The sequence below is a fragment of the Shewanella sp. ENK2 genome (genome assembly GCF_043568515.1).
Lineage (GTDB): Bacteria > Pseudomonadota > Gammaproteobacteria > Enterobacterales > Shewanellaceae > Shewanella > Shewanella japonica.
Genome location: NZ_CP171406.1, coordinates 1,860,762 through 1,882,254, shown reverse-complemented (window position 1 = coordinate 1,882,254; position 21,493 = coordinate 1,860,762). Strand labels below are relative to the sequence as shown.

Below are 21,493 nucleotides of genomic sequence, written 5' to 3'. Positions count from 1 at the left end.
TAACCAGATCAAAGCGCGGCTATTATAGATCAAGAGTGATCGGTTAATAAAGCAGGATCTGTGAACAAATCACATTAATTGGATCGTTTTTGATCTTTAAAGATCACAGATATCCACATACAATGATCTGCTTGGGGATAAAATTTTTTTATCGATAGCGATCATTGAGATCTAACGATAGAATAGCCCTCCTTCAACAAACGATATTAAGGAATATTAAGTGGCGGTTTCACTTTGGCAACAATGTATCGGCAGGCTGCAAGACGAACTTTCTGCGCAGCAATTCAGTATGTGGATCCGTCCGTTACAGGCTGAAATGGATGGCGATACCTTGGTACTTTATGCACCTAATCGTTTTGTACTTGATTGGGTTCGAGATAAGTACATCAATATCATTAATCAATTTTTTACCGAACAGTTAGGTGGTAATGCCCCTAAACTGCGCTTTGATATTGGTAGCCGCCCGTCTGCAGTGAGAGCGCCTGAGCCTGTAAAAGCAGAAGTTAGGCCAACACAAAGCACACAAACTAAGCAACGTGTTAGCACTGCGTTTAATACTCAAGCAGAACCCGTTGAGCATGCTAACCACCGCAGTAATATCAATCCTACTTATCAGTTTGATAATTTCGTTGAAGGTAAATCAAACCAATTAGGTAAAGCTGCTGCACTGCAAGTGGCAGAAAATCCTGGCGGTGCTTATAACCCGTTATTTTTATATGGCGGCACCGGTTTAGGTAAAACCCATTTATTACATGCTGTAGGCAACGGGATTATCAAAAACAATCCCAATGCAAAAGTGGTCTACATGCATTCAGAACGCTTTGTGCAAGACATGGTTAAAGCGCTACAAAATAATGCTATTGAAGACTTTAAACGTTATTACCGTAGTGTTGATGCGCTTTTTATTGATGATATTCAATTCTTTGCCAATAAAGATCGTTCACAAGAAGAATTCTTTCATACCTTCAATGCACTATTAGAGGGTAACCATCAGATCATTTTGACTTCGGATAAATACCCGAAAGAAATTGATGGGGTTGAAGATCGCTTAAAATCACGTTTTGGTTGGGGCTTAACAGTTGCTATCGAACCACCTGAGCTTGAAACCCGTGTAGCGATTTTAATGCGTAAAGCGCAAGAAAGCGGCATTAATCTGCCTGATGAAGTGGCATTCTTCATTGCTAAACGTTTACGTTCAAATGTGCGTGAATTAGAAGGGGCGTTAAATCGTGTTATTGCGAATGCTAACTTCACCGGCCGACCAATTACGATTGATTTTGTCCGTGAAGCATTACGTGATTTACTCGCGCTACAAGAAAAGTTAGTGACCATAGATAATATTCAAAAAACGGTTGCTGAATATTACAAAATCAAAATGGCTGATATGCTATCTAAACGTCGCTCTCGCAGTGTAGCGAGACCTCGTCAAGTCGCGATGGCATTATCAAAAGAGTTAACAAACCAAAGCTTACCTGAAATTGGTGACGCCTTTGGGGGTCGTGATCATACTACCGTATTACACGCATGCAGAAAAATTGCCCAATTGCGTGAAGAAAGTCATGACATTAAAGAAGATTATGCTAACTTGATACGTACATTATCTTCTTAATATCAGGAAATTGAGACGAATGAAATTTTCAATTGATAGGGATGCCCTATTAAAACCACTTCAATTAGTGTGTGGTGCAGTAGAAAGACGCCACAACTTACCTATTTTATCAAATTTACTTGTCGAAGTTAGTGAGTCCTCACTTAAGCTTACAGGTACTGATTTAGAAGTAGAACTTGTTGGCCAAGCGGCCATTCAAGGTGAAGTTGAAACTGGCCGAACAACCGTGCCAGCTAAAAAGCTACTCGATATCGTCAAGTCACTTCCTGAACAAGTCGAAATCAAAATTGAGCAGCAAGATAACAAATGGCTATTACGTTCTGGTCGTAGTCGTTTTTCACTGGCGACTTTACCTGCAAGTGATTACCCCAATGTTGAAGCCTTTGAAGCTGATATCGAGTTTAGTCTCAAACAAGGTACATTGAAGTCGATTATTGATTCGACCCAGTTCTCAATGGCGAACCAAGATGTTCGATACTATTTAAATGGCTTACTTTTTGAAACTGCAGGTAACTCGTTAAAAGCGATTGCGACAGATGGACACCGTCTAGCATTAAGTCATCGTAATATCGACATTAGCCTTCCTGAAAAGCAAGTCATCGTGCCACGTAAAGGTGTGGTTGAAATGTCTCGCTTACTTGAAAGTGAGGACAGTGAAATTACCATTGCTATTGGTGACAGCGCCATTCGTGCAACAACGCAAAATGCTGTATTTACCAGTAAGCTTGTTGATGGACGTTTCCCTGATTACCGCCGAGTATTACCAAAAGGCGGCGATAAAATTGTGGTGGCGAGCCGTAATCATTTAAAACAAGCGCTCACACGTGCATCGATTTTATCCAATGAAAAGTTTCGTGGCGTGCGTATTCAGCTTGAACCAGGATTATTACGTATAACTGCGAATAACCCAGAGCAAGAAGAAGCGGAAGAGATCATTGATGTTGAATACAATGCTGACAACCTAGAAATAGGGTTTAACGTGAGTTATTTACTCGATGTATTGAACAATTTAGCCAGTGATGATGTCAGAATCACGCTGATTGATGGAAACTCAAGCGCATTAATAGAAAACCACGTCGAAGAAGATTCAATGTATGTGGTTATGCCTATGCGTTTATAATGTAAGATAACGTTTCACGACGTTTTAGAACCCAAAAAGGTGCTAGATTAAGGCACCTTTTTTAGTTTTACTGCATCACCATAGGTTTGAGAAATTAGCACCCATGAGTTTAGCCCGTCTTAATATTGCCAACTTTCGCAATATCCTTTCTGCGTCATTGCAACCTGAATCAGGATTAAACTTGATTTATGGAGAAAACGGCAGTGGAAAAACCAGTATATTGGAGGCGATTTATTTTTTAGGCATGGGGCGTTCGTTTCGTAGTCACTTATCCCAAAGAGTGATCAATATTGAACAGGATAACCTTACTTTATTTGCACAACTTGAGATGCAAACCGGTGAGGCGAAATTAGGCTTAAGGCGATTTCGTAATGGCGATATTGATGTCAAATTAGATGGCGATAAAGTGAAGCGTTTATCTGTTTTGGCAGAAACTTTACCGATTCAAGTTATCACGCCAGAAAGTTTTTCATTACTTTTTGAAGGGCCAAAAGCACGTCGACAATTTATCGATTGGGGCGCGTTTCACTCTGATGCGAGTTTCTATCAAGCATGGGTGAATACAAGACGGATTTTAAAGCAAAGAAATCAACTCCTTAGAGATGGTTCTTCTTATGCAACAATTCAATTTTGGGATAAGGAATTGGTGCGGTATGCTGAACAAGTTACTTCGATACGAAATCAATATGTAGACTCGTTAAATGAGCTACTTAAGGGTATAATCGGAGAGTTTTTACCACGAGTTGATATTAAGGTTTCTTTTACTCGTGGCTGGGATAGCAAAACGGATTTTGCTGAGTTACTCGAAACTCAATATCACAGAGATTTATCTTCGGGAAATACGGGTAGTGGACCGCATAAAGCGGACTTGAGATTGCGTGTAGGCAACTTACCTGTGCAGGATGCATTATCCCGAGGACAGTTAAAATTATTAGTCTGTGCACTGCGCATTGCACAAGGCAAGTTGCTTCAAGAACAACAGAACAAGCATAGTATTTACCTTGTGGATGATCTTCCATCTGAGTTGGATGCACAACATAGGCAACTATTGCTAAAACAGTTAACCGAAACCGGTGCACAAATTTTTGTCACAGCGATTGATCCTGTAGCAATAGTCGATTCGCTGACAAGCCCGCCAAGTAAGATGTTTCATGTGGAACATGGGCAAGTCACGGTAGTTGAATAAAAACGAGAGAGAAATATGTCAGAGAATAGTTATGATTCTTCGAGTATTAAGGTATTAAAAGGCCTTGATGCAGTTCGTAAGAGACCAGGGATGTACATCGGTGATACAGACGATGGTACAGGTCTTCATCACATGGTATTCGAAGTGGTCGATAACTCTATCGATGAAGCCTTAGCTGGCCACTGTAATGACATTACTATTACCATTCATGCTGATGGCTCTGTGTCAGTACAGGATGATGGCCGTGGTATTCCTGTTGAGGTTCATGAAGAAGAGGGTGTTTCTGCTGCTGAAGTTATTATGACAGTACTTCATGCTGGTGGTAAGTTTGATGATAACTCTTATAAAGTATCAGGCGGCTTGCACGGTGTAGGTGTGTCGGTAGTAAACGCACTGTCTGAAAAACTGCAAATGACCATTCGTCGTAATGGTAAGGTTTACGAACAGTTTTATACAATGGGCGTACCTGAAACTCCTATCACACCTGTCGGTGATTCAGATAAAACGGGTACCTCTATCCGTTTTTGGCCTAGCCCAGAAACCTTCTCTGATACCCTGTTCCATTTTGATATTCTTGCCAAACGTGTGCGTGAATTATCATTCTTAAACTCAGGTGTTGGTATTCGTCTTGTTGATGAACGCGATGAGCGAAATGAGTTCTTCAAATACGATGGTGGTATCAGCGCATTCGTTGATTACCTAAACCGTAACAAAACCCCAATCAACAAAGATGTTTTCCACTTTACTCAAGAACGTGAAGATGGCATCACTGTTGAAGTGGCAATGCAATGGAACGATGGTTACCAAGAAAGCATTTTCTGTTTCACAAACAACATTCCACAACGTGATGGTGGTACTCACTTAGCGGGTTTCCGTGGTGCACTAACACGTAACTTAAATAACTACATGGAGCGAGAAGGCTTCAATAAAAAAGGCAAAACCAATGCTACGGGTGACGATGCTCGTGAAGGTTTGACTGCGGTTATTTCAGTTAAAGTGCCAGATCCTAAATTTAGCTCGCAAACCAAAGACAAGTTGGTTTCTAGTGAAGTGAAAGGCGCGGTAGAACAAACAATGGGTGAGCAGTTAAATGACTACCTATTAGAAAATCCAGTCGATGCTAAGTTAATTGTAGGTAAAATCGTTGATGCGGCACGTGCCCGTGAAGCGGCGCGTAAAGCCCGTGAAATGACTCGTCGTAAAGGCGCATTAGATTTAGGTGGCCTGCCAGGTAAACTTGCAGATTGCCAAGAGAAAGACCCTGGCCTTTCTGAAATATACATAGTGGAAGGGGACTCTGCTGGCGGTTCAGCCAAGCAGGGACGTAACCGTAAAAACCAAGCGATTCTTCCGCTTAAAGGTAAAATCTTAAACGTTGAAAAAGCGCGCTTTGATAAAATGTTATCTTCACAGGAAGTTGCCACACTGATTACTGCATTAGGTTGTGGTATTGGCCGTGACGATTACGACCCTGAGAAAACACGCTACCATAACATCATCATTATGACCGATGCTGACGTCGACGGCTCGCACATTCGTACGCTGTTGTTGACCTTCTTCTTCCGTCAAATGCCTGAGCTTATTGAGCGTGGTTACATTTACATTGCTCAACCACCTTTATTCAAAGTGAAAAAAGGTAAGCAAGAGCAATACCTGAAAGATGAACCTGCTTTGACAGAATATTTAACGACTCAAGCCTTAGATGGTACTCATATTTATCCAGCACCAGGTGCGCCAGGTATGTCTGGTGAACCATTAGAGCGTTTAGTAAGTCAGTACCGTGAAGTTGAAGCGATTATTGAGCGTCTTGCTAAGCGCTACCCAGAGTCAATTACCAATCGTATGCTCCATCATCCTGGCATTAGTAATGAAATGCTTACTGATGAAGGGCAAATGAAGCAGTGGTGTGATGCATTCGTCGCTGACTTAATTGAAATTGAATCTGATGGTGTGATTTACAGCATTGAACCTGTATTAGATCCAGAACGTCAAGTTTACTTACCGAGCTTAACGATCCGTAAGCATGGTATTGATACTAATTACCTATTTAGTTACGACTTCTTCCAATCTAACGATTACGCACTTATTGCCAAATTAGGTAAAGCGTTAGACGGTATGATTGAAGAAGGTGGTTACATCAAGCGTGGCGAACGCATGAAAGAAGTTGAGAGCTTCATTGAAGCGCTTGATTGGACCATGAGTGAAGCTAAACGTGGTTTATACATTCAACGTTATAAAGGATTGGGTGAGATGAACCCTGAGCAGTTGTGGGAAACCACAATGGATCCTGAAACTCGTCGTATGCTACGAGTGACTATTGAAGATGCTGTTGGTGCGGATCAATTATTTACGACCTTGATGGGCGATCAAGTTGAGCCTCGTCGTGACTTCATTGAAACAAACGCGTTAAATGTAGCTAACTTAGATGTTTAATCTTAAAATAAGTTAGTTTAATAAAGTGGGCGCCTATTTATAGGTGCCCATTTTTTGTTTTAAGCTTTATAAAAATCAAATATATTGATTTGTTACCTGTAGTATAGGTATTTTCGATGTTCAAGAAACTGTTTAATAGGATGTTCAATGTTCGCAGCAATCAAGAAGTCAGCGAAGCGAAAGCGTTGAACCCGCAGCACAATGTTTTATCTAAGAGTAAAGCTGTTAAAGCCTCGCCTGTAAATACGCAAAAAACCACTGTCAGTAATGTACCGAAAAAAATGGCTTCGTTGGCGATAACGGTTGACTCTTCTGCGTTGTTTTACAGTTTATTATTTCCTGTAAGCGACCAAGATACTGGCGCAATGGCGAATAATTTAGAGCGTAATGTGCTAGCAAAAATTGAACAAGCTTTCAGCTCGCCACAGCAAATTGCCGACAAAGTATTAAAGCTGCCGAGTCGTTTATCTGAGCTAGATAGAAAGCTGGCTCAGGATGATGTGGATACCAAAGCGCTATTGAGGTTGATTGAACAAGATCCTTTATTGAGTATTGAAGTTTTAAAACTCTGTAACTCAAGTGCATTCAAGCGTTCAGATAAAGATATTACCAGTTTACAGCAAGCGGTAGTGCAAATTGGGCTTAAGCAGTTACAACTGTTTGTTCGCACTAGCTTAATGAAAGAAATGATCAATATTAAGCCAATTTACTTTAGGCGTTTTGGTGCTGAAATTTGGCGTCATTCAATGCAGGTGGCTTTTCTAGCAAATGAGCTTTCAGAGCAAGATAGTGATACCGCCTTTTTCTTAGGGCTATTGCATGATGTTGGCAAAATTGCGATTTTTAAAATGATGATTGAAGCATTTCGTCTAGCTGAGCCTGGTGAGCAACCGAGTTCAGTTTTGTTTAAACAAGTCATGACCACGAAGTCTTTAGTATTGAGCGCATTGTTAGTGAAGCATTGGGAGTTACCCACTCAGTTCGAGCAAGCTTTAGCACAACTTGCAAACACTCATCATCGTCCAACAGATCCAATGGCGTTAGCTGTGTGGCGGGCCAATATTATTAGTGAATGTTCGATGCTTAAACAGGTGGATAAGCTGACAGAGCAGGCGCAGTCGCAGTTGCTTTCTCAAGTCGCTATTAGCCATGATGAGTTTGAGTTCCTGCATCAAAAGTTAATCACTCTATAATGTAACTTTAGTTGAATTTTCGTTTAATCTACACTGACGTTTGTCATAAAAAAACGCGCCTTAAGGCGCGTTTTTTTGTGATGACTCAGATATCATTATTGTAATAATGAAATATCAGCGGCATGTAAGAATTGCTCACGTAGACTATTAAGAAGTGCTAAACGGTTATTCTTAAGTGCTGCATCATCCGCCATAACCATTACATCTTCGAAGAAGGTATCAACGCTTTCACGTAGACTCGCCAATAATGCGAGCGCTTCTTGGTAGTTTGCTGCTGCAAATAATGGTGCCAGCTGTGGCTGAAGCTCAGTCAGTTTATCAGCTAATGCTTTTTCAGCACTTTCGACTAATAGGCTTGAATCGATATTGGTTGGGATTTCTCCTTCAACCTTAGCCAAGATATTCGATACACGCTTGTTCGCAGCCGCAAGCGCTGAGGCTTGCTCTAGGGTTCTAAAGTGAGCCACAGCTTTGATGCGACTTTCAAAATCTGCCGGTGCGGTTGGTTTACGTGCGAGAACAGCTAGGATCACGTCAACACCCACGCCTTGATCTTGATACCATGCACGGAAACGACCCATAAAGAACTCAAGAACTTGCTCTGATACCTTGTCATTAGTGAGGTTTTCACCGTGTAACTCTTTAGCTTTAGCAATCAAGTCAACTAAATCTAACGGTAAGTTGTTCTCTAAGCAAAGACGTAAAATACCAATAGCAGCACGACGAAGTGCAAATGGATCCGCTGCGCCCTTAGGTGCTTGGCCAATACCAAAAATACCCACTAAGGTATCTAATTTTTCAGCCAGTGCAACACAGATTGAAATCGGCGCTGTAGGTACGGTATCACCAGAGAACTTTGGCTTGTATTGCTCAGCTAATGCAACAGCAACGGCTTCAGTTTCACCATCTAAGCGGGCGTAATGCATGCCCATAGTGCCTTGAAGATCGGTAAACTCCATTACCATGTTGGTCATCAAGTCAGACTTTGACAGTAGACCTGCGCGAGCGGCCTCTTCACTATTTGCACCTATGCTGGTGGCAATATAGCCAGCCATTGCAGAAATACGTTCAACACGGGCTTTAATCGTGCCCAATTGTTTTTGGAAAACAACAGACTCTAAGCTGGCTAAACGCGTTTCTAAAGACTCTTTTTTGTCTGTTTCAAAGAAGAACTCTGCATCAGCAAGGCGAGGACGAACTACTTTTTCGTTACCTGAAATAATCTGCTGAGGATCTTTAGATTCGATGTTAGTTACGAAGATAAAGTTAGGCAACAACTGACCTGCATCATCAAATACTGGGAAGTATTTCTGGTCGCCTTTCATGGTGTAAACCAAGGCTTCAGCTGGGACATCTAAGAATTTTTCTTCAAAGCTTGCTGTTAACACAACAGGCCATTCAACCAATGCGGTGACTTCTTCAAGTAAATCATCTTCAAGTTCAGCAATACCGCCAATCTCTTTTGCGGCAGCTTCAGCATTTAGCTTGATGATATCCTTACGACGTTGGTAATCAGCTAAGACTTTACCTTCAGTTTCTAATTGCGTGAGGTAGTTATCAGCGTGTTTTAGCTCAAAAGTATCAACACCCATGAAACGATGACCACGAATTGTGCGAGCTGATTCGATACCTAACAACTCACCTGGAACGAGTTCATCACCTAACAGCATGGTGACAGTATGAACTGGGCGGATAAATTGTGTTGTATTACTACCCCAACGCATTGGCTTAGGGATAGGTAATTTATCTAATGACTTTTGTGCCATTGCAGCAATTAAAGACTTGGTTTCAACACCAACCACTTTAGCTTGGTGTAATAACCATTCGCCTTTGTCTGTTTTAAGACGGTCAGCTTGTTCAACAGTAATGCCGTTACCACGAGCCCAGCCCATAGCAGCTTTCGTTGGGTTACCTTCAGCATCAAATGCTTGAGCGACGGCAGGGCCACGTTTCTCAACCACTTTGTCAGCTTGCGCAACAGCAAGTTGTTCAACACTAATTGCCAAACGGCGAGGGGCTGCATACCAAGTTGCATTGGTAAATGCTAGTTCTGCCTTGGTCAGTTCCTCGGTGAAATTAGCGAGAAATGACTCAGCTAATTTACGTAATGCCTTTGGTGGTAATTCTTCTGTACCCACTTCAATGAGTAAGTTTTCAACGTTCATTTTTCTACCTCTACTTACACATTGGGAAACCAAGCGCTTCACGTGCTTGGTAATAAGATTCTGCAACACCTTTAGCCATAGTACGAACACGCAAAATATAACGTTGGCGTTCAGTTACCGAGATAGCGTGGCGAGCATCAAGTAAGTTAAATGCGTGTGAGGCCTTCATCACTTGTTCATAAGCAGGTAGCGGTAGTGGCTTTTCTAATGCTAATAATTTCTGGCAAGCCGCTTCACAATCTTCAAACTGTTTAAATAAGACTTCAACATCAGCATGTTCGAAGTTATATGTAGATTGTTCAACTTCATTTTGGTGGAAGATATCGCCGTACATGACTTTGCCCATAGGGCCGTCAGTCCAAACAAGATCGTAAACACTGTCTACTTCTTGAATGTACATTGCTAGACGTTCTAAACCGTAAGTAATTTCGCCCGTGACAGGTTTACACTCTAGGCCGCCTACTTGCTGGAAGTAAGTAAATTGTGATACTTCCATGCCGTTTAGCCATACTTCCCAACCAAGGCCCCAAGCACCAAGAGTTGGTGATTCCCAGTTATCTTCAACAAAACGAACGTCATGAACGCCCATATCAACGCCAAGAGCTTCTAAAGAGCCAAGGTATAATTCTTGGATATTACTCGGAGAAGGCTTTAGCACGACTTGGTATTGGTAATAATGCTGCAGACGGTTAGGGTTTTCACCGTAACGGCCATCGGTAGGTCGGCGACATGGTTGCACATAAGCACTGCTCATTGGCTCTGGGCCTAATGAACGTAAAAATGTCATTGGGTGGAATGTTCCGGCACCCACTTCCATGTCCAATGGTTGAACGATTGCGCAACCTTGCTGCGCCCAGTATTCCTGCAGGGTCATAATGAAGCCCTGGAATGTCTTTACGTCGTGTTTCGTCGTCATGTCCGCTTATCTACTGGTTGAGGCTAAAAATAGAAAATGGTTTTGATTATACCTTGTAGATTAAGGCATATGTAGGTTATTTTTTAACGTAGAGATTAAAAATTTTAAAGGGCCTTATAAATGGATTTAAAACGTTGTGCTTGGTTGAGTGATGATCCGCTTTATGTTGACTATCATGACAATGTTTGGGGAAGGCCTGTTTATGATCCTATTGAGCTTTTTGAAAAGCTATGTCTTGATGGTCAACAGGCAGGGTTATCTTGGATCACTATTTTAAAAAACAGCATAACTATCAAGCTTTGTTTGCCAACTTTGACCCTAAGGTTATTGCCACATTCGATGACGCTAAAGTTGAAGAACTATTATTAAACCCTGGGATTGTTAGAAACCGTTTAAAGGTGAATTCAATTATTCGAAATGCTAAAGCCTATTTAGCTTTCGTCGAATCTGGCAATGATTTTTCAACATTCCTGTGGGACTTTGTCGGTGGACAACCTAAAGTGAATCATTTTAGCTCTATGTCAGACGTGCCTGCGCAAACGCCAGAATCAGAAGCAATGTCAAAAGCATTAAAAAAATTAGGCTTTAACTTTGTTGGCCCAACAATTTGTTATGCTTTCATGCAAGCGGTAGGAATGGTCAACGACCATACAACAGATTGTTTTCGTTATGGAAAATAACTAATTATTGTTGTTGCCGAAATTAAAAAGGGATGTTCCACGTGGAACATCCCTTTTTTATGACATAACGTACTTACTTTGTGTCTTCAAAGAAAAACGGTTTACGTTCTTGTTCATCACCATTTAAAAGATTCATGGTTTCTGAGTTGTAAAGCTTGCCATTCGCCATGGTATAAGTGACTTTGTCTGTGACTCTAATGTCGGTTAAAGGGTCGCCATCAATAACAATGATATCTGCCAATTTACCCGCTTTAATCGAACCAAGTTGATGATCCATTCCAAAGGTTTTGGCAGGGTTGATGGTTGCTGTTTTTAGTACATCCATATTGCTCATACCGCCTTGAGCGAACATCCACATTTCCCAATGTGCAGCTAAACCTTCGCGTTGACCGTGTGCTCCAATATTTGGCTGGATACCAATATCATTTAGCTCATTTGCTACGCGAGCAACATTGAAATGATTGTAATGCGCATCTGGTGCCTTGGTGCGTCGCATAGAACGAGCATTCAAAATATCACTAGGTACATACATACTTAGACGGGGATGAGCCCATACGTCAGTTTTGTCATACCAGTAATGTTCACCTGATATTCCGCCGTAAGCAACAACAAGTGTCGGGGTATAAGCCACTTCTGTTTGCCCCCAGAATTGCTTGATGTCACTGTAAATTGAACCTGTTGGTAATGAATGTTCAATCGTTGTGTGACCATCAGCAATCATCGATAAGTTATGCTGTAATAAACTACCACCTTCAGGCACCACCATCATTTCTAATTCACGTGCAGCTTGGATTACTTGCTGACGTTGATTACGACGAGGTTGGTTATAGCTTTTAACACTGAAAGCGCCGACTTTTTTCAGACGCTCTAAATGAAATTTCGCATCATCTAACGAGTCTACGTGCGAGGTATAACCTGGTGCATTTGCACCATATAAAATAGTACCTGTAGAGAAAATTCGTGGCCCTACAATATTGCCTGCTTTTTGTTGTTCAGATGCAGCAAATATTTCTGTTGTGTCATTCGATGGGTCATGTATTGCGGTGACACCTAGCGAAAGACCTGAGTAAAGTTGCCAGTTTTGTTGTGGAATGATTTCATCATCAGCTTGAGAACCGTGAGCGTGAGCATCAAATAAGCCAGGCATTAATGTTTTGCCCTTAATATCGATCACTTGAGCGCCACTTGGAATATTTGTCTTTGCATCACCAACAGTCACAATTTTGTTGTCTTTAACGATAACGATGCCATTGTCTATGACTTCATCATTTTCCATAGTGACAATTTTGCCACCGACAAAAGCGACTGTTCCACGTGGAACATCTGCTTTTTGAGTGAAACCAATTGAGGTTACTGTTGGTTTGCTTTCATTATCAGTTTTGGCGTATTGGGTATCGACTTTTGCTTGATAAAGTTCAGGGCCAAGAGTCCAATAAAGTTCACTATTATCAGCGTTCCAACTGATACTTTCACCAGCCCGAGCACTAAGTTGTGTGACAGGTAAGTTAGTCGCTTTAGGGCTAATACGTACTGTTTCACCGTGTTTTGCAAAAGGGGTGACATATACACGAAAACGTTCTGCAAATGCTAAGTGTTCGCCGTTAGGCGATACTCTAAATTCTGTTGCATGCTCACTGGTGTAATGAGTACGTTTTTCGAAACCATCTAAGCTGATTGAAGCGAATTCAGGTGTTTCACCGTGATCCATAAAGAATACACGATTATTATCGCTGCCAAATTGTGGTTGGTACCCATTAGCTGTAATTTTAACATTATTCTTTTTCTTTAAGTCGACTTTATACAAGCCAGGCTCTTGAGACCAAGTACGAGGCGTGACATAACCACCTTTAGCTTTGCGGTACACAACGACTTTACCATCAGGAGAAAAGGTCGGTTCAACATACTTACCAGGCTCTTTTGTCAGCGTTTTACTTCTTCCGCCTTTAGCGCTGACAATGCTCACCGTTCCTTGGTCTTGATCATTCCAAGTGGTAAAGACGATATTTTTGCCGTCTCTTGACCACTGCGGGAATAACTCATTAATATCGTCGTCTAGGCGAGTTAAGCGTTTTTGTTTACCGTCTTCAATATCACGGATCCACAATTTCCCTAAAGCTTCGAACACCACTTTTTCACCATTAGGAGAAACTTGAGCCATTCGTAGCATTTTTACGTCGAAATTGTTTTGGTCTAAGTTTTGTGTAAAACGAACTGAAGGCTGAACATCTAATTCAGTTTTGACCGTAAAAGGAATATTCTTTACTTCCTTATCATCAATGCTCAGTTTATTGATTTTACCTTTAGCCCAGAATACGATTTCTTCATTATCTTGAGTCCATGACATTGTTGGGTAAACACCATGAATTGCCCAAGTTTCTTGCATATCACGATCGAGATTGTCGTATAACTTAGTGTGCTCACCTGACTTTAAATCTAATAAATACAATGTAGATTGAAAACCGTCACGCTTAATGTAAGCCAGTTTGGTACCATCTGGGCTTGGAGTCGGTCTAATTGCGCCACCAGTGCCTTTAATTAATACTTCAATATCACCGGTTTGAGTATCGTAGCGCTTAATTTTATAAATGCCCTTTACCGAATCTTTTGAGTAGTGGAATGTTTTGCCTGGGGTAGCATCTTGACTGAAATAGATATAGCGACCATCAGGAGAGTATGCTGGCTCGCCTAAGTCTTTTTGATCATTAGGGCGTTCAGTTAACTTAACACCTTCACCACCGGCAACGTGGTACATCCATACTTCACCGGCCCCCAAACTACGACTAGCGGTAAAGTGCTTTCGAGCAACTAAATATTGCGAGTCAGGGCTCCATGCTGGGCTGTTTAATAAACGAAAGGTTTCTGACGTAACAGGGCGAGGATTACTACCATCTGCATCCATTACCCAAATGTTGTCACCACCATCTTCATCAGATGTAAAGGCAATTGATTTACCATCAGGGCTATACACTGGCTGCATTTGCCAAGCGATACCTGAAACTATTTTCTTGGCTTCTCCACCAGAAATTGGCATTTGATAAATATCACCAAGTAAATCGAACACGATGGTTTTTCCGTCAGGAGACACACTGACGTTCATCCAAGTACCTTCAGTAACATCAATTTTTACTTTTTCAAGCGGGGCATTTTCTGGCGCATTAACTTGCCATTTAACTGTATCTTCTGATGCATTAACTGCAAGTGATGCACTGGCCAGACTAAGTGCAATAGCGGTATACAATGGTTTTATTTTTGAGGTAAACATGCACAATCCATTATTATGATTATCGTTATTGATCGGAGTTACACTTTTATCAATCAAGTGTTGTTTGCGAGTTATAAAACTGATGATATTTATCGCATAAATTAAGCAAGAACTAAACATTTATTCTGTTTCAATTGATGACAGAAAAAGCTGATTATTTGATTGAAATAAGTTTGCAGAAAGTCGGGGGTATTAATGGTGATAACGGTAAAAATGTTTAAAGAGTAACAAAACGAATTTGCGTAAACATGTTTGAATACGGTTAGTTAACTCATTATGTATAAAGAATAAGTGGAGGGGAATAAGTATAAGTAGGCTTACTTAACTGGTTAATATGATTTTGGTTTTTTATAAAATCGAAAACCGCAGGTTAAGTGGGGTGATCATGTACCAATTATCAAAAATACATTACAGCTGAATCCGTTATTCAATGACCACAGGATCTTCTGTTTGAATTAATCCTTCCGTAACGACCTTGCAAGTTACTCCGCCGCGCCAGTGTGGTGACAAGGCTTGTTCTAAGCCGGGCTGAGCTATTTCCATTTTAGCGCATGGATCGGTTTCACCAGTTATAACTAGAGAAACGTGCTCACCAATCGAAATGGTTTTACCTACATCGGCAGCACTAAATTCATGACCATCAATTAATAGATTTGCTCGACGGGTAAGCCAGTCTAAATTGACGTTGATTTCTTGGCATGCCGTTTTCCATTGCTCTATCGACATTACGGTTACTTGGCGCTTGCTTGGCCGACCAAAAACATCATTTTCTACACCACGAAGCAAACTCACATTTGCGCAAAAAACGGGCTTCATTGGGCCTTTTTTTACTGTTTTGTATGCGATAGCTTGTAGTGTAGACATGATTAAAGTCCTTTTCTGATCATATATTTATAAGGTGTCTGATTTGTGTCACTTGCAATAAGAGTGTGATCCATAAACTCACAAAAACTTGGAATATCTCTGGTTGTTGCTGGGTCGTCAGCGGTAATAAGTAATGTTTCACCTTCAGCCATTTTACGGACAGTCTTACGGATCATCATGACAGGCTCAGGACAACGTAAACCTAACGCATCTAAATGATGCTGCGCTGTTGAAAATATTTCGCTCATACCCACTCTTATATACGACAGACTAACAATAATTGCGCTAATTTTACTCTGCTGAGTTACTGTTGCAAGGGCTTAACCTTAGCTTTATTAGTAAATCGTGAACTAGTACCCATTGTTCCACGTGGAACACGTGTCGTGCTTGCAATAAAAAAAGCCGTACTTCTGTTCAAAGTACGGCTTTTTACACAATTATTATATCAGCAGAGGTTAGCTTTCAACGCGCTCAAAAATAGTCGCAATACCTTGGCCTAAACCAATACACATAGTTGCAAGACCATATTTCGCATCTTTAGCTTCCATCAAGTTAATCAAGGTCGTTGAAATACGAGTACCAGAGCACCCTAATGGGTGGCCTAATGCAATTGCACCGCCGTTTAAGTTAACTTTCTCGTCAACCACATCGGTTAGACCTAAGTCTTTAACACATGGAAGAGACTGAGCAGCGAATGCTTCATTTAGCTCAATTACATCCATATCATCTACAGTTAAACCTGCACGCTTAAGCGCTTTTTTAGTTGCAGGAACAGGACCGTAACCCATGATTGCTGCATCACAACCTGCAACAGCCATTGAACGGATGCGAGCACGAATAGGCAAACCTAACGCTTTAGCTTTTTCTTCTTCCATAACTAACATTGCAGAAGCGCCATCAGATAAGGCTGAAGAAGTACCCGCTGTTACTGTTCCGTTAGCTGGATCAAAAGCTGGGCGTAAACCTGATAAAGACTCAAGTGAAGTTTCTGGACGGATGACTTCATCGTGGCTTACTTTAATCAAAGCGCCATTAGCATCATGACCTTCAATTGGCACAATTTCATTGTCAAATCGACCTTCAACCGTTGCTGCGTGTGCACGTTGGTGTGAACGCACAGCAAATGCATCTTGTTGTTCACGGGTGATGCCATGCATTTTTCCAAGCATTTCAGCTGTTAAGCCCATCATGCCTGAGGCTTTAGCTACATTGCTCGCTAGGCCTGGATGGAAGTCAACACCGTGGTTCATTGGTACGTGACCCATATGTTCAACACCACCTACGATAAAGGTATCGCCTTGGCCCGTCATGATGGCACGTGCAGCTTGATGTAACGCATCCATTGATGAACCACATAAACGATTCACCGTTACAGCTCCTGCTGTTTTAGGTATGCCAGCTAATAAGGCAGCATTACGTGCAATATTGAAGCCTTGCTCCAATGTTTGTTGCACACAACCCCAAATGACATCTTCGATCTCGTTCGGGTCAAGCTGGCTGTTGCGGCTTAATAGTGATTTCATTAGTTCTGCAGAAAGGGTTTCTGCACGTACATTCCTGAATACTCCAGCCTTTGAACGGCCCATTGGAGTACGAATGCAGTCGACGATTACAGCGTTTTTCATGATGATATTCCTTTACTGCTTATTAGGCTGCTGGGTAGTAAGTGCCGTTATTGGCTGCAAGCTCACGCATTGCATCAGTCACTTGATATAGGCCACCTAAGTGCGCAAATTTATCTGCCATAGCAACAAAATTAGCAACACCCATTGTGTCTAAGTAACGGAATACACCACCTCTGAATGGTGGGAAACCAATACCGTAAACTAAGCCCATATCGCCTTCAGCAGGAGAAGCAATAATGCCTTCTTCTAAACAACGAACTGTTTCGATAACCATTGGGATCATACAACGTGCGATAATCTCATCGGATTCGAAATCTTTAAGCTCACCAAATTCTTTACCAAGCAGTTCATAGCTAGTCGGGTCCAAATCTTTCTTAGGTTTACCACGACGGTCAACAGAGTAAGAGTAGAAACCTTTAGTGTTCTTCTGGCCAAAACGTTGGCTTTCAAACATGATATCGATAGCGTCTTTGCCATTTTTACCCATGCGATCTGGGAAACCTTCAGCCATAACGGCTTGTGCATGGTGTCCAGTATCAAGACCGACAACGTCAAGCAAGTAAGCAGGGCCCATTGGCCAGCCAAACTGTTTCTCCATGACTTTATCTACTTTGGCAAAGTCAGCACCGTCAGCGAGTAAGCCACTGAACCCTGCAAAGTAAGGGAATAACACACGGTTAACGAAGAAACCTGGGCAGTCATTAACGACAATCGGGGTTTTACCCATTTTGCTGGCGTAAGCGACGACAGAAGCAATGGTTTCTTCAGAGCTGTTTTCACCACGAATAACTTCAACCAATGGCATTTTGTGCACAGGGTTGAAGAAGTGCATGCCACAGAAACGTTCAGGTTTCTTCATGCTTTTAGCCAGTAAGTTTATTGAAATTGTAGAAGTGTTTGAGGCGATGATGGCATCGTCTGCTACGTGTCCTTCTACTTCTGCTAATACTGACGCTTTTACTTTTGGATGTTCAACTACAGCTTCAACGACGACGTCAGCATCCTTAATTGGTGCGTAATCTAAAGCTGGAGTGATGTTGTTTAATACTGCAGCCATTTTAGCTGGAGTAGAGCGGCCACGTTTAACCTGAGCAGTTAACAATTTAGCGGCTTCGCCGAGCCCTAAATCAAGTGCAGGTTGGGCAATATCTTTCATGACGATAGGCGTACCTTTACTGGCACTTTGGTAAGCAATACCACCGCCCATAATACCAGCGCCAAGTACAGCCGCATTGTCGACGTTTTTAGCCAGTTTGCCTGCTTTCTTTGCTTTGCCTTTAACTAATTGGTCATTTAAGAATATACCAATTAACGCAGTGGCTACTTCAGTTTTCGCTAGCTTGATAAAGGCTTGGTTTTCAACCTTCAATGCTTCTGCGCGATCAAGTGTTGCAGCTTGCTCTATGACACTAACAGCCATCATAGGTGCAGGATAGTGTTTACCTGCCACTTTGAATACCATGCCTTTTGCTGTTGCGAATGACATCATCGCTTCAACTTTTGGTAAGGTCAGTGGTTTTAGTTTGCGGTTACGACGAGATTGCCAATCTAACTTTTCGGCAATAGCGTCTTTTAGCATTTGAAGCGCTGCTGCCTCTAAATTTTCGGGTGCTACCACGGCGTCAACAGCGCCAACTTTCAATGCTGCGTCTGGGCGTTGATCTTTACCTGTGGTGATCCACTCAAGAGCGTTATCTGCACCGATTACACGTGGTAAGCGCACTGTGCCACCAAAGCCAGGAATTAACCCAAGTTTGGTTTCTGGTAAACCAATACGAGCATTGGTGTCAGCAATACGCAAATCAGTAGCAAGTATGGCTTCACAACCACCACCAAGTGCAAACCCGTTAACTGCAGATGCTGTTGGGAACGGTAGATCTTCTAGCTTATCAAACACGGCACTGGCTTGTTCAACCCAGCTAAGTAATGTGGCGTCATCCAGTTTGAATAACCCTAAAAACTCAGTGATATCTGCACCGACAATAAAGGTACTTTTACCTGATGTGAGTAATAAACCTTGGATGCTAGCATCTTGTTTAATTCTCTCAAGAGCTGCATCTAATGAAGAAAGAGTTTCTTTATCGAATTTGTTTACCGAGCCTGGTGCGTTAAAGCACAACTTGGCAATGTTATCCTCTAATAACTCTACTTGAATTGTAGGACTTTGGTAGATCATTGCTTGCTTCCTTTTTGCTAAAAGCGACTTCCACATCACAATTACTGTGTTGTTATCTAGCTTTGTTTCACAGCAGCGACGGCCATCATTTGACCAGTTGCCAAACAGTGTGCGACGAAATGAAATAAATTACAACACCCAATTTAAACGTCCGTTTAAATATTTATCTGCTAGAGGCCATTTTGTCCTTTGTGATACACTTCACAAGTTGTCAAACAAGAAAAATAACATCACAGGGATAGCCAAAATGGATCAGCTAGCTAATTTTTATCATGCTCACATTGCAGAATTAAATCGTCGGGTTGCCGAGATTGTTAGTCGCGAAAACCTCGCGGGGTTAGTGATACATTCTGGCCAAGCTCATCGTCAGTTTTTAGATGACTTAAGCTACCCGTTTAAAGTGAACCCACAATTTAAGGCTTGGGTGCCCATTTTAGATAATCCTAACTGTTGGGTTGTGGCCAATGGCATAGATAAACCAACGCTGATTTTTTATCGCCCCGTGGATTTTTGGCACAAAGTAAGTGACGAGCCGACTGATTTTTGGGCAGAGCATTTTGATATTAAATTATTAACCAAAGCCGATAGGGTTGCTGAGTTATTGCCAAACAATATTGCTGACTGGGCCTATTTAGGCGAGCATCTTGATGTAGCTGAAGTGTTGGGGATGAGCCGTCGTAATCCTGATTCTGTACTTAATTATCTGCATTACCACCGTGCCGATAAAACCCAGTATGAATTGGAGTGTTTACGCCGTGCTAACCAGATTGCAGTAAAAGGGCATTTAGCGGCAAAAAATGCTTTTTATAATGGCGGTAGTGAGTTTGAAATCCAGCAGCAATATTTGTCTGCGATTGGCCAAACTGAAAATGAAGTGCCTTATAGCAATATTGTCGCGCTAAACCAAAATGCTGCGATTTTGCATTACACTGCGCTTGAGCATCAAATTCCATCGCCTAGGTTATCTTTTTTAATTGATGCGGGTGCTAACTATAATGGTTATGCGTCAGATATTACGCGTACTTATTCATTTGAGAAAAACCGCTTTTACGAATTGATAGTAGAAATGAATAAGATGCAGTTAGCCATTGTCGATATGATGAAGCCGGGTGTTAAGTACACCGACCTTCATTTAACCACGCATGCCAAATTAGCTGAATTAATGCTGCAATTTGATATTGCATCGGGTGATGCTCAAGGCCTTGTGGAGCAAGGCATAACCAATGTGTTTTTCCCTCATGGATTGGGGCATATGTTAGGGCTTCAAGTTCATGATATGGGCGGCTTTTCCCATGATGAGCGTGGCACTCATATTCCTACTCCCGAAGGCCATCCATTTTTGCGTTGTACTCGTGAGATTGCAGCGAACCAAGTATTCACCATTGAACCGGGGATCTACATTATTGATTCATTATTGGCGGAGCTAAAAAACGATCAACGCCATACACAAGTAAATTGGAATACGATTGATGAATTGCGACCATTCGGCGGTATTCGAATTGAAGATAATGTTATTGTTCACCAAGATCGTAATGAAAATATGACTCGAGAGCTTGGACTGGTTGACTGAACAATACTTAATTCCCAATCAAACATTAACGATTGAAGAAGATATAAAGCATAGCCGTTTCATTACTGTACTATTTCATTGCAGTAGTGAAACTGCGCTTAAGTGTGCACTTACTAATCTCAAGGCGCAATACCCTGGTGCTAACCATTATTGTTATGCGTATGTGGCAGCTGATCCTTCTAACAGCATTGCTATTGGCAGTAGTGATGACGGTGAACCTGCAGGCAGTGCTGGTAGACCTATGTTAGCAACGCTTCAAGGTTCAGATATTGGTGAAATAGGCGCGGTTGTTATTCGGTATTTTGGTGGAACCAAGCTAGGTGTTGGTGGATTGGTTAGAGCTTATTCTTCCGGCATTAAATCGGGGTTAACCCAGCTAACTACCGAAACCAAATACATTCGTTACCGGTCATCATTAATCTGCAGTTACTCGCAACTCAATAATATTGAATACCTGATAAATCAATTTGATGGGGTTATCATCAATAAATCATTTTTGGCAGAGATTGAAATTGAGTTTGAAATCGCCAAAGTTTTTCATCAAGAGTTTAATCGCGAATTAGCGACACAAACCCAAGGTCAGCTTAAAGCAAAGTTTAACGTTTGATGGGGCTAAAAAGTATGCCAGAATATAACGTTACCAGCAGAATAATAAGTGCAATTAAGAACCAATACTATGCAAACTAGTGCAAAA

14 protein-coding genes and 1 pseudogene are annotated in these 21,493 nt (G+C 41.6%); 8 read left to right on the top strand and 7 right to left on the bottom strand.

The annotated features are described in order from the left end of the window. The first annotated feature begins 220 nt into the window (after positions 1 to 220). The 5 genes from dnaA (at position 221) to ACGEDC_RS08345 (ending at position 7,541) form a co-directional block, all read left to right on the top strand. On the top strand, positions 221 to 1,609 hold the full coding sequence (gene dnaA, locus ACGEDC_RS08365) for a chromosomal replication initiator protein DnaA (protein ID WP_055025476.1): 1,389 nt from the start codon (positions 221 to 223) through the stop codon (positions 1,607 to 1,609). Between the two features lie 19 nt (positions 1,610 to 1,628). After that, positions 1,629 to 2,729, top strand: coding sequence for a DNA polymerase III subunit beta (dnaN, locus tag ACGEDC_RS08360; RefSeq protein WP_055025477.1), 1,101 nt, complete (start codon positions 1,629 to 1,631; stop codon positions 2,727 to 2,729). A 103-nt stretch (positions 2,730 to 2,832) separates the two neighbouring features. Beyond that, the gene (gene recF / locus ACGEDC_RS08355) at positions 2,833 to 3,915 is read left to right on the top strand and encodes a DNA replication/repair protein RecF (protein ID WP_394497614.1); all 1,083 of its coding nucleotides are present in this window, start codon (positions 2,833 to 2,835) and stop codon (positions 3,913 to 3,915) included. A gap of 15 nt (positions 3,916 to 3,930) precedes the next feature. Then, the gene (gene gyrB / locus ACGEDC_RS08350; RefSeq protein ID WP_394497612.1) at positions 3,931 to 6,348 is read left to right on the top strand and encodes a DNA topoisomerase (ATP-hydrolyzing) subunit B; all 2,418 of its coding nucleotides are present in this window, start codon (positions 3,931 to 3,933) and stop codon (positions 6,346 to 6,348) included. 116 nt (positions 6,349 to 6,464) lie between these two features. Further along, a complete protein-coding gene (locus ACGEDC_RS08345; RefSeq protein ID WP_394497610.1) occupies positions 6,465 to 7,541 on the top strand; it encodes an HDOD domain-containing protein in 1,077 nt (358 codons plus the stop codon). Positions 7,542 to 7,636: 95 nt separating this feature from the next. On the opposite strand, the gene glyS is transcribed toward ACGEDC_RS08345, so the two are convergent. Beyond that, the gene (gene glyS, locus ACGEDC_RS08340) at positions 7,637 to 9,706 is read right to left on the bottom strand and encodes a glycine--tRNA ligase subunit beta (protein WP_394497608.1); all 2,070 of its coding nucleotides are present in this window, start codon (positions 9,704 to 9,706) and stop codon (positions 7,637 to 7,639) included. 10 nt (positions 9,707 to 9,716) lie between these two features. After that, positions 9,717 to 10,622, bottom strand: a complete 906-nt coding sequence (gene glyQ, locus ACGEDC_RS08335) for a glycine--tRNA ligase subunit alpha (RefSeq protein WP_055025482.1) — start codon at positions 10,620 to 10,622, stop codon at positions 9,717 to 9,719. 120 nt (positions 10,623 to 10,742) lie between these two features. Between glyQ and ACGEDC_RS08330 the strand changes: the two are divergent. After that, positions 10,743 to 11,302 (top strand): annotated as a pseudogene (locus tag ACGEDC_RS08330) (DNA-3-methyladenine glycosylase I). Positions 11,303 to 11,375: 73 nt separating this feature from the next. On the opposite strand, the gene ACGEDC_RS08325 reads toward ACGEDC_RS08330, so the two are convergent. From ACGEDC_RS08325 to fadB, 5 genes are all read right to left on the bottom strand, one after another. Further along, positions 11,376 to 14,564 carry an amidohydrolase family protein gene (locus ACGEDC_RS08325; RefSeq protein ID WP_394497606.1) on the bottom strand — a complete coding sequence of 1,063 codons (3,189 nt, stop codon included), beginning with the start codon at positions 14,562 to 14,564 and terminating at the stop codon, positions 11,376 to 11,378. 423 nt (positions 14,565 to 14,987) lie between these two features. Continuing rightward, complete coding sequence (locus ACGEDC_RS08320; protein WP_394497604.1) at positions 14,988 to 15,428, bottom strand: MOSC domain-containing protein; 441 nt, start codon at positions 15,426 to 15,428, stop codon at positions 14,988 to 14,990. Positions 15,429 to 15,430: 2 nt separating this feature from the next. Further along, positions 15,431 to 15,676 carry a sulfurtransferase TusA gene (tusA, locus tag ACGEDC_RS08315; RefSeq protein WP_055025486.1) on the bottom strand — a complete coding sequence of 82 codons (246 nt, stop codon included), beginning with the start codon at positions 15,674 to 15,676 and terminating at the stop codon, positions 15,431 to 15,433. A 207-nt stretch (positions 15,677 to 15,883) separates the two neighbouring features. Continuing rightward, complete coding sequence (gene fadA / locus ACGEDC_RS08310) at positions 15,884 to 17,053, bottom strand: acetyl-CoA C-acyltransferase FadA (protein WP_080914495.1); 1,170 nt, start codon at positions 17,051 to 17,053, stop codon at positions 15,884 to 15,886. A 22-nt stretch (positions 17,054 to 17,075) separates the two neighbouring features. Then, positions 17,076 to 19,229: a fatty acid oxidation complex subunit alpha FadB gene (gene fadB, locus ACGEDC_RS08305; RefSeq protein ID WP_394497601.1), complete on the bottom strand. Its 2,154-nt coding sequence runs from the start codon at positions 19,227 to 19,229 to the stop codon at positions 17,076 to 17,078. Positions 19,230 to 19,476: 247 nt separating this feature from the next. On the opposite strand from fadB, the gene pepQ reads away from it, so the two are divergent. Further along, complete coding sequence (gene pepQ, locus ACGEDC_RS08300; protein ID WP_055025489.1) at positions 19,477 to 20,799, top strand: Xaa-Pro dipeptidase; 1,323 nt, start codon at positions 19,477 to 19,479, stop codon at positions 20,797 to 20,799. Beyond that, positions 20,792 to 21,406 carry a YigZ family protein gene (locus ACGEDC_RS08295; protein ID WP_394497598.1) on the top strand — a complete coding sequence of 205 codons (615 nt, stop codon included), beginning with the start codon at positions 20,792 to 20,794 and terminating at the stop codon, positions 21,404 to 21,406. The genes pepQ and ACGEDC_RS08295 overlap by 8 nt, the downstream gene beginning before the upstream one ends. Positions 21,407 to 21,493 lie beyond the last annotated feature (87 nt).

Bases quoted from the DNA above. Each gene is read 5' to 3' on its own strand.
- recF (WP_394497614.1), top strand. From the start codon at position 2,833: ATGAGTTTAGCCCGTCTTAATATTGCCAACTTTCGCAATATCCTTTCT.
- fadB (WP_394497601.1), bottom strand. From the start codon at position 19,229: ATGATCTACCAAAGTCCTACAATTCAAGTAGAGTTATTAGAGGATAAC.
- glyS (WP_394497608.1), bottom strand. From the start codon at position 9,706: ATGAACGTTGAAAACTTACTCATTGAAGTGGGTACAGAAGAATTACCA.
- tusA (WP_055025486.1), bottom strand. From the start codon at position 15,676: ATGAGCGAAATATTTTCAACAGCGCAGCATCATTTAGATGCGTTAGGT.
- pepQ (WP_055025489.1), top strand. From the start codon at position 19,477: ATGGATCAGCTAGCTAATTTTTATCATGCTCACATTGCAGAATTAAAT.
- ACGEDC_RS08345 (WP_394497610.1), top strand. From the start codon at position 6,465: ATGTTCAAGAAACTGTTTAATAGGATGTTCAATGTTCGCAGCAATCAA.
- fadA (WP_080914495.1), bottom strand. From the start codon at position 17,053: ATGAAAAACGCTGTAATCGTCGACTGCATTCGTACTCCAATGGGCCGT.
- glyQ (WP_055025482.1), bottom strand. From the start codon at position 10,622: ATGACGACGAAACACGACGTAAAGACATTCCAGGGCTTCATTATGACC.
- ACGEDC_RS08320 (WP_394497604.1), bottom strand. From the start codon at position 15,428: ATGTCTACACTACAAGCTATCGCATACAAAACAGTAAAAAAAGGCCCA.
- dnaN (WP_055025477.1), top strand. From the start codon at position 1,629: ATGAAATTTTCAATTGATAGGGATGCCCTATTAAAACCACTTCAATTA.
- gyrB (WP_394497612.1), top strand. From the start codon at position 3,931: ATGTCAGAGAATAGTTATGATTCTTCGAGTATTAAGGTATTAAAAGGC.
- ACGEDC_RS08325 (WP_394497606.1), bottom strand. From the start codon at position 14,564: ATGTTTACCTCAAAAATAAAACCATTGTATACCGCTATTGCACTTAGT.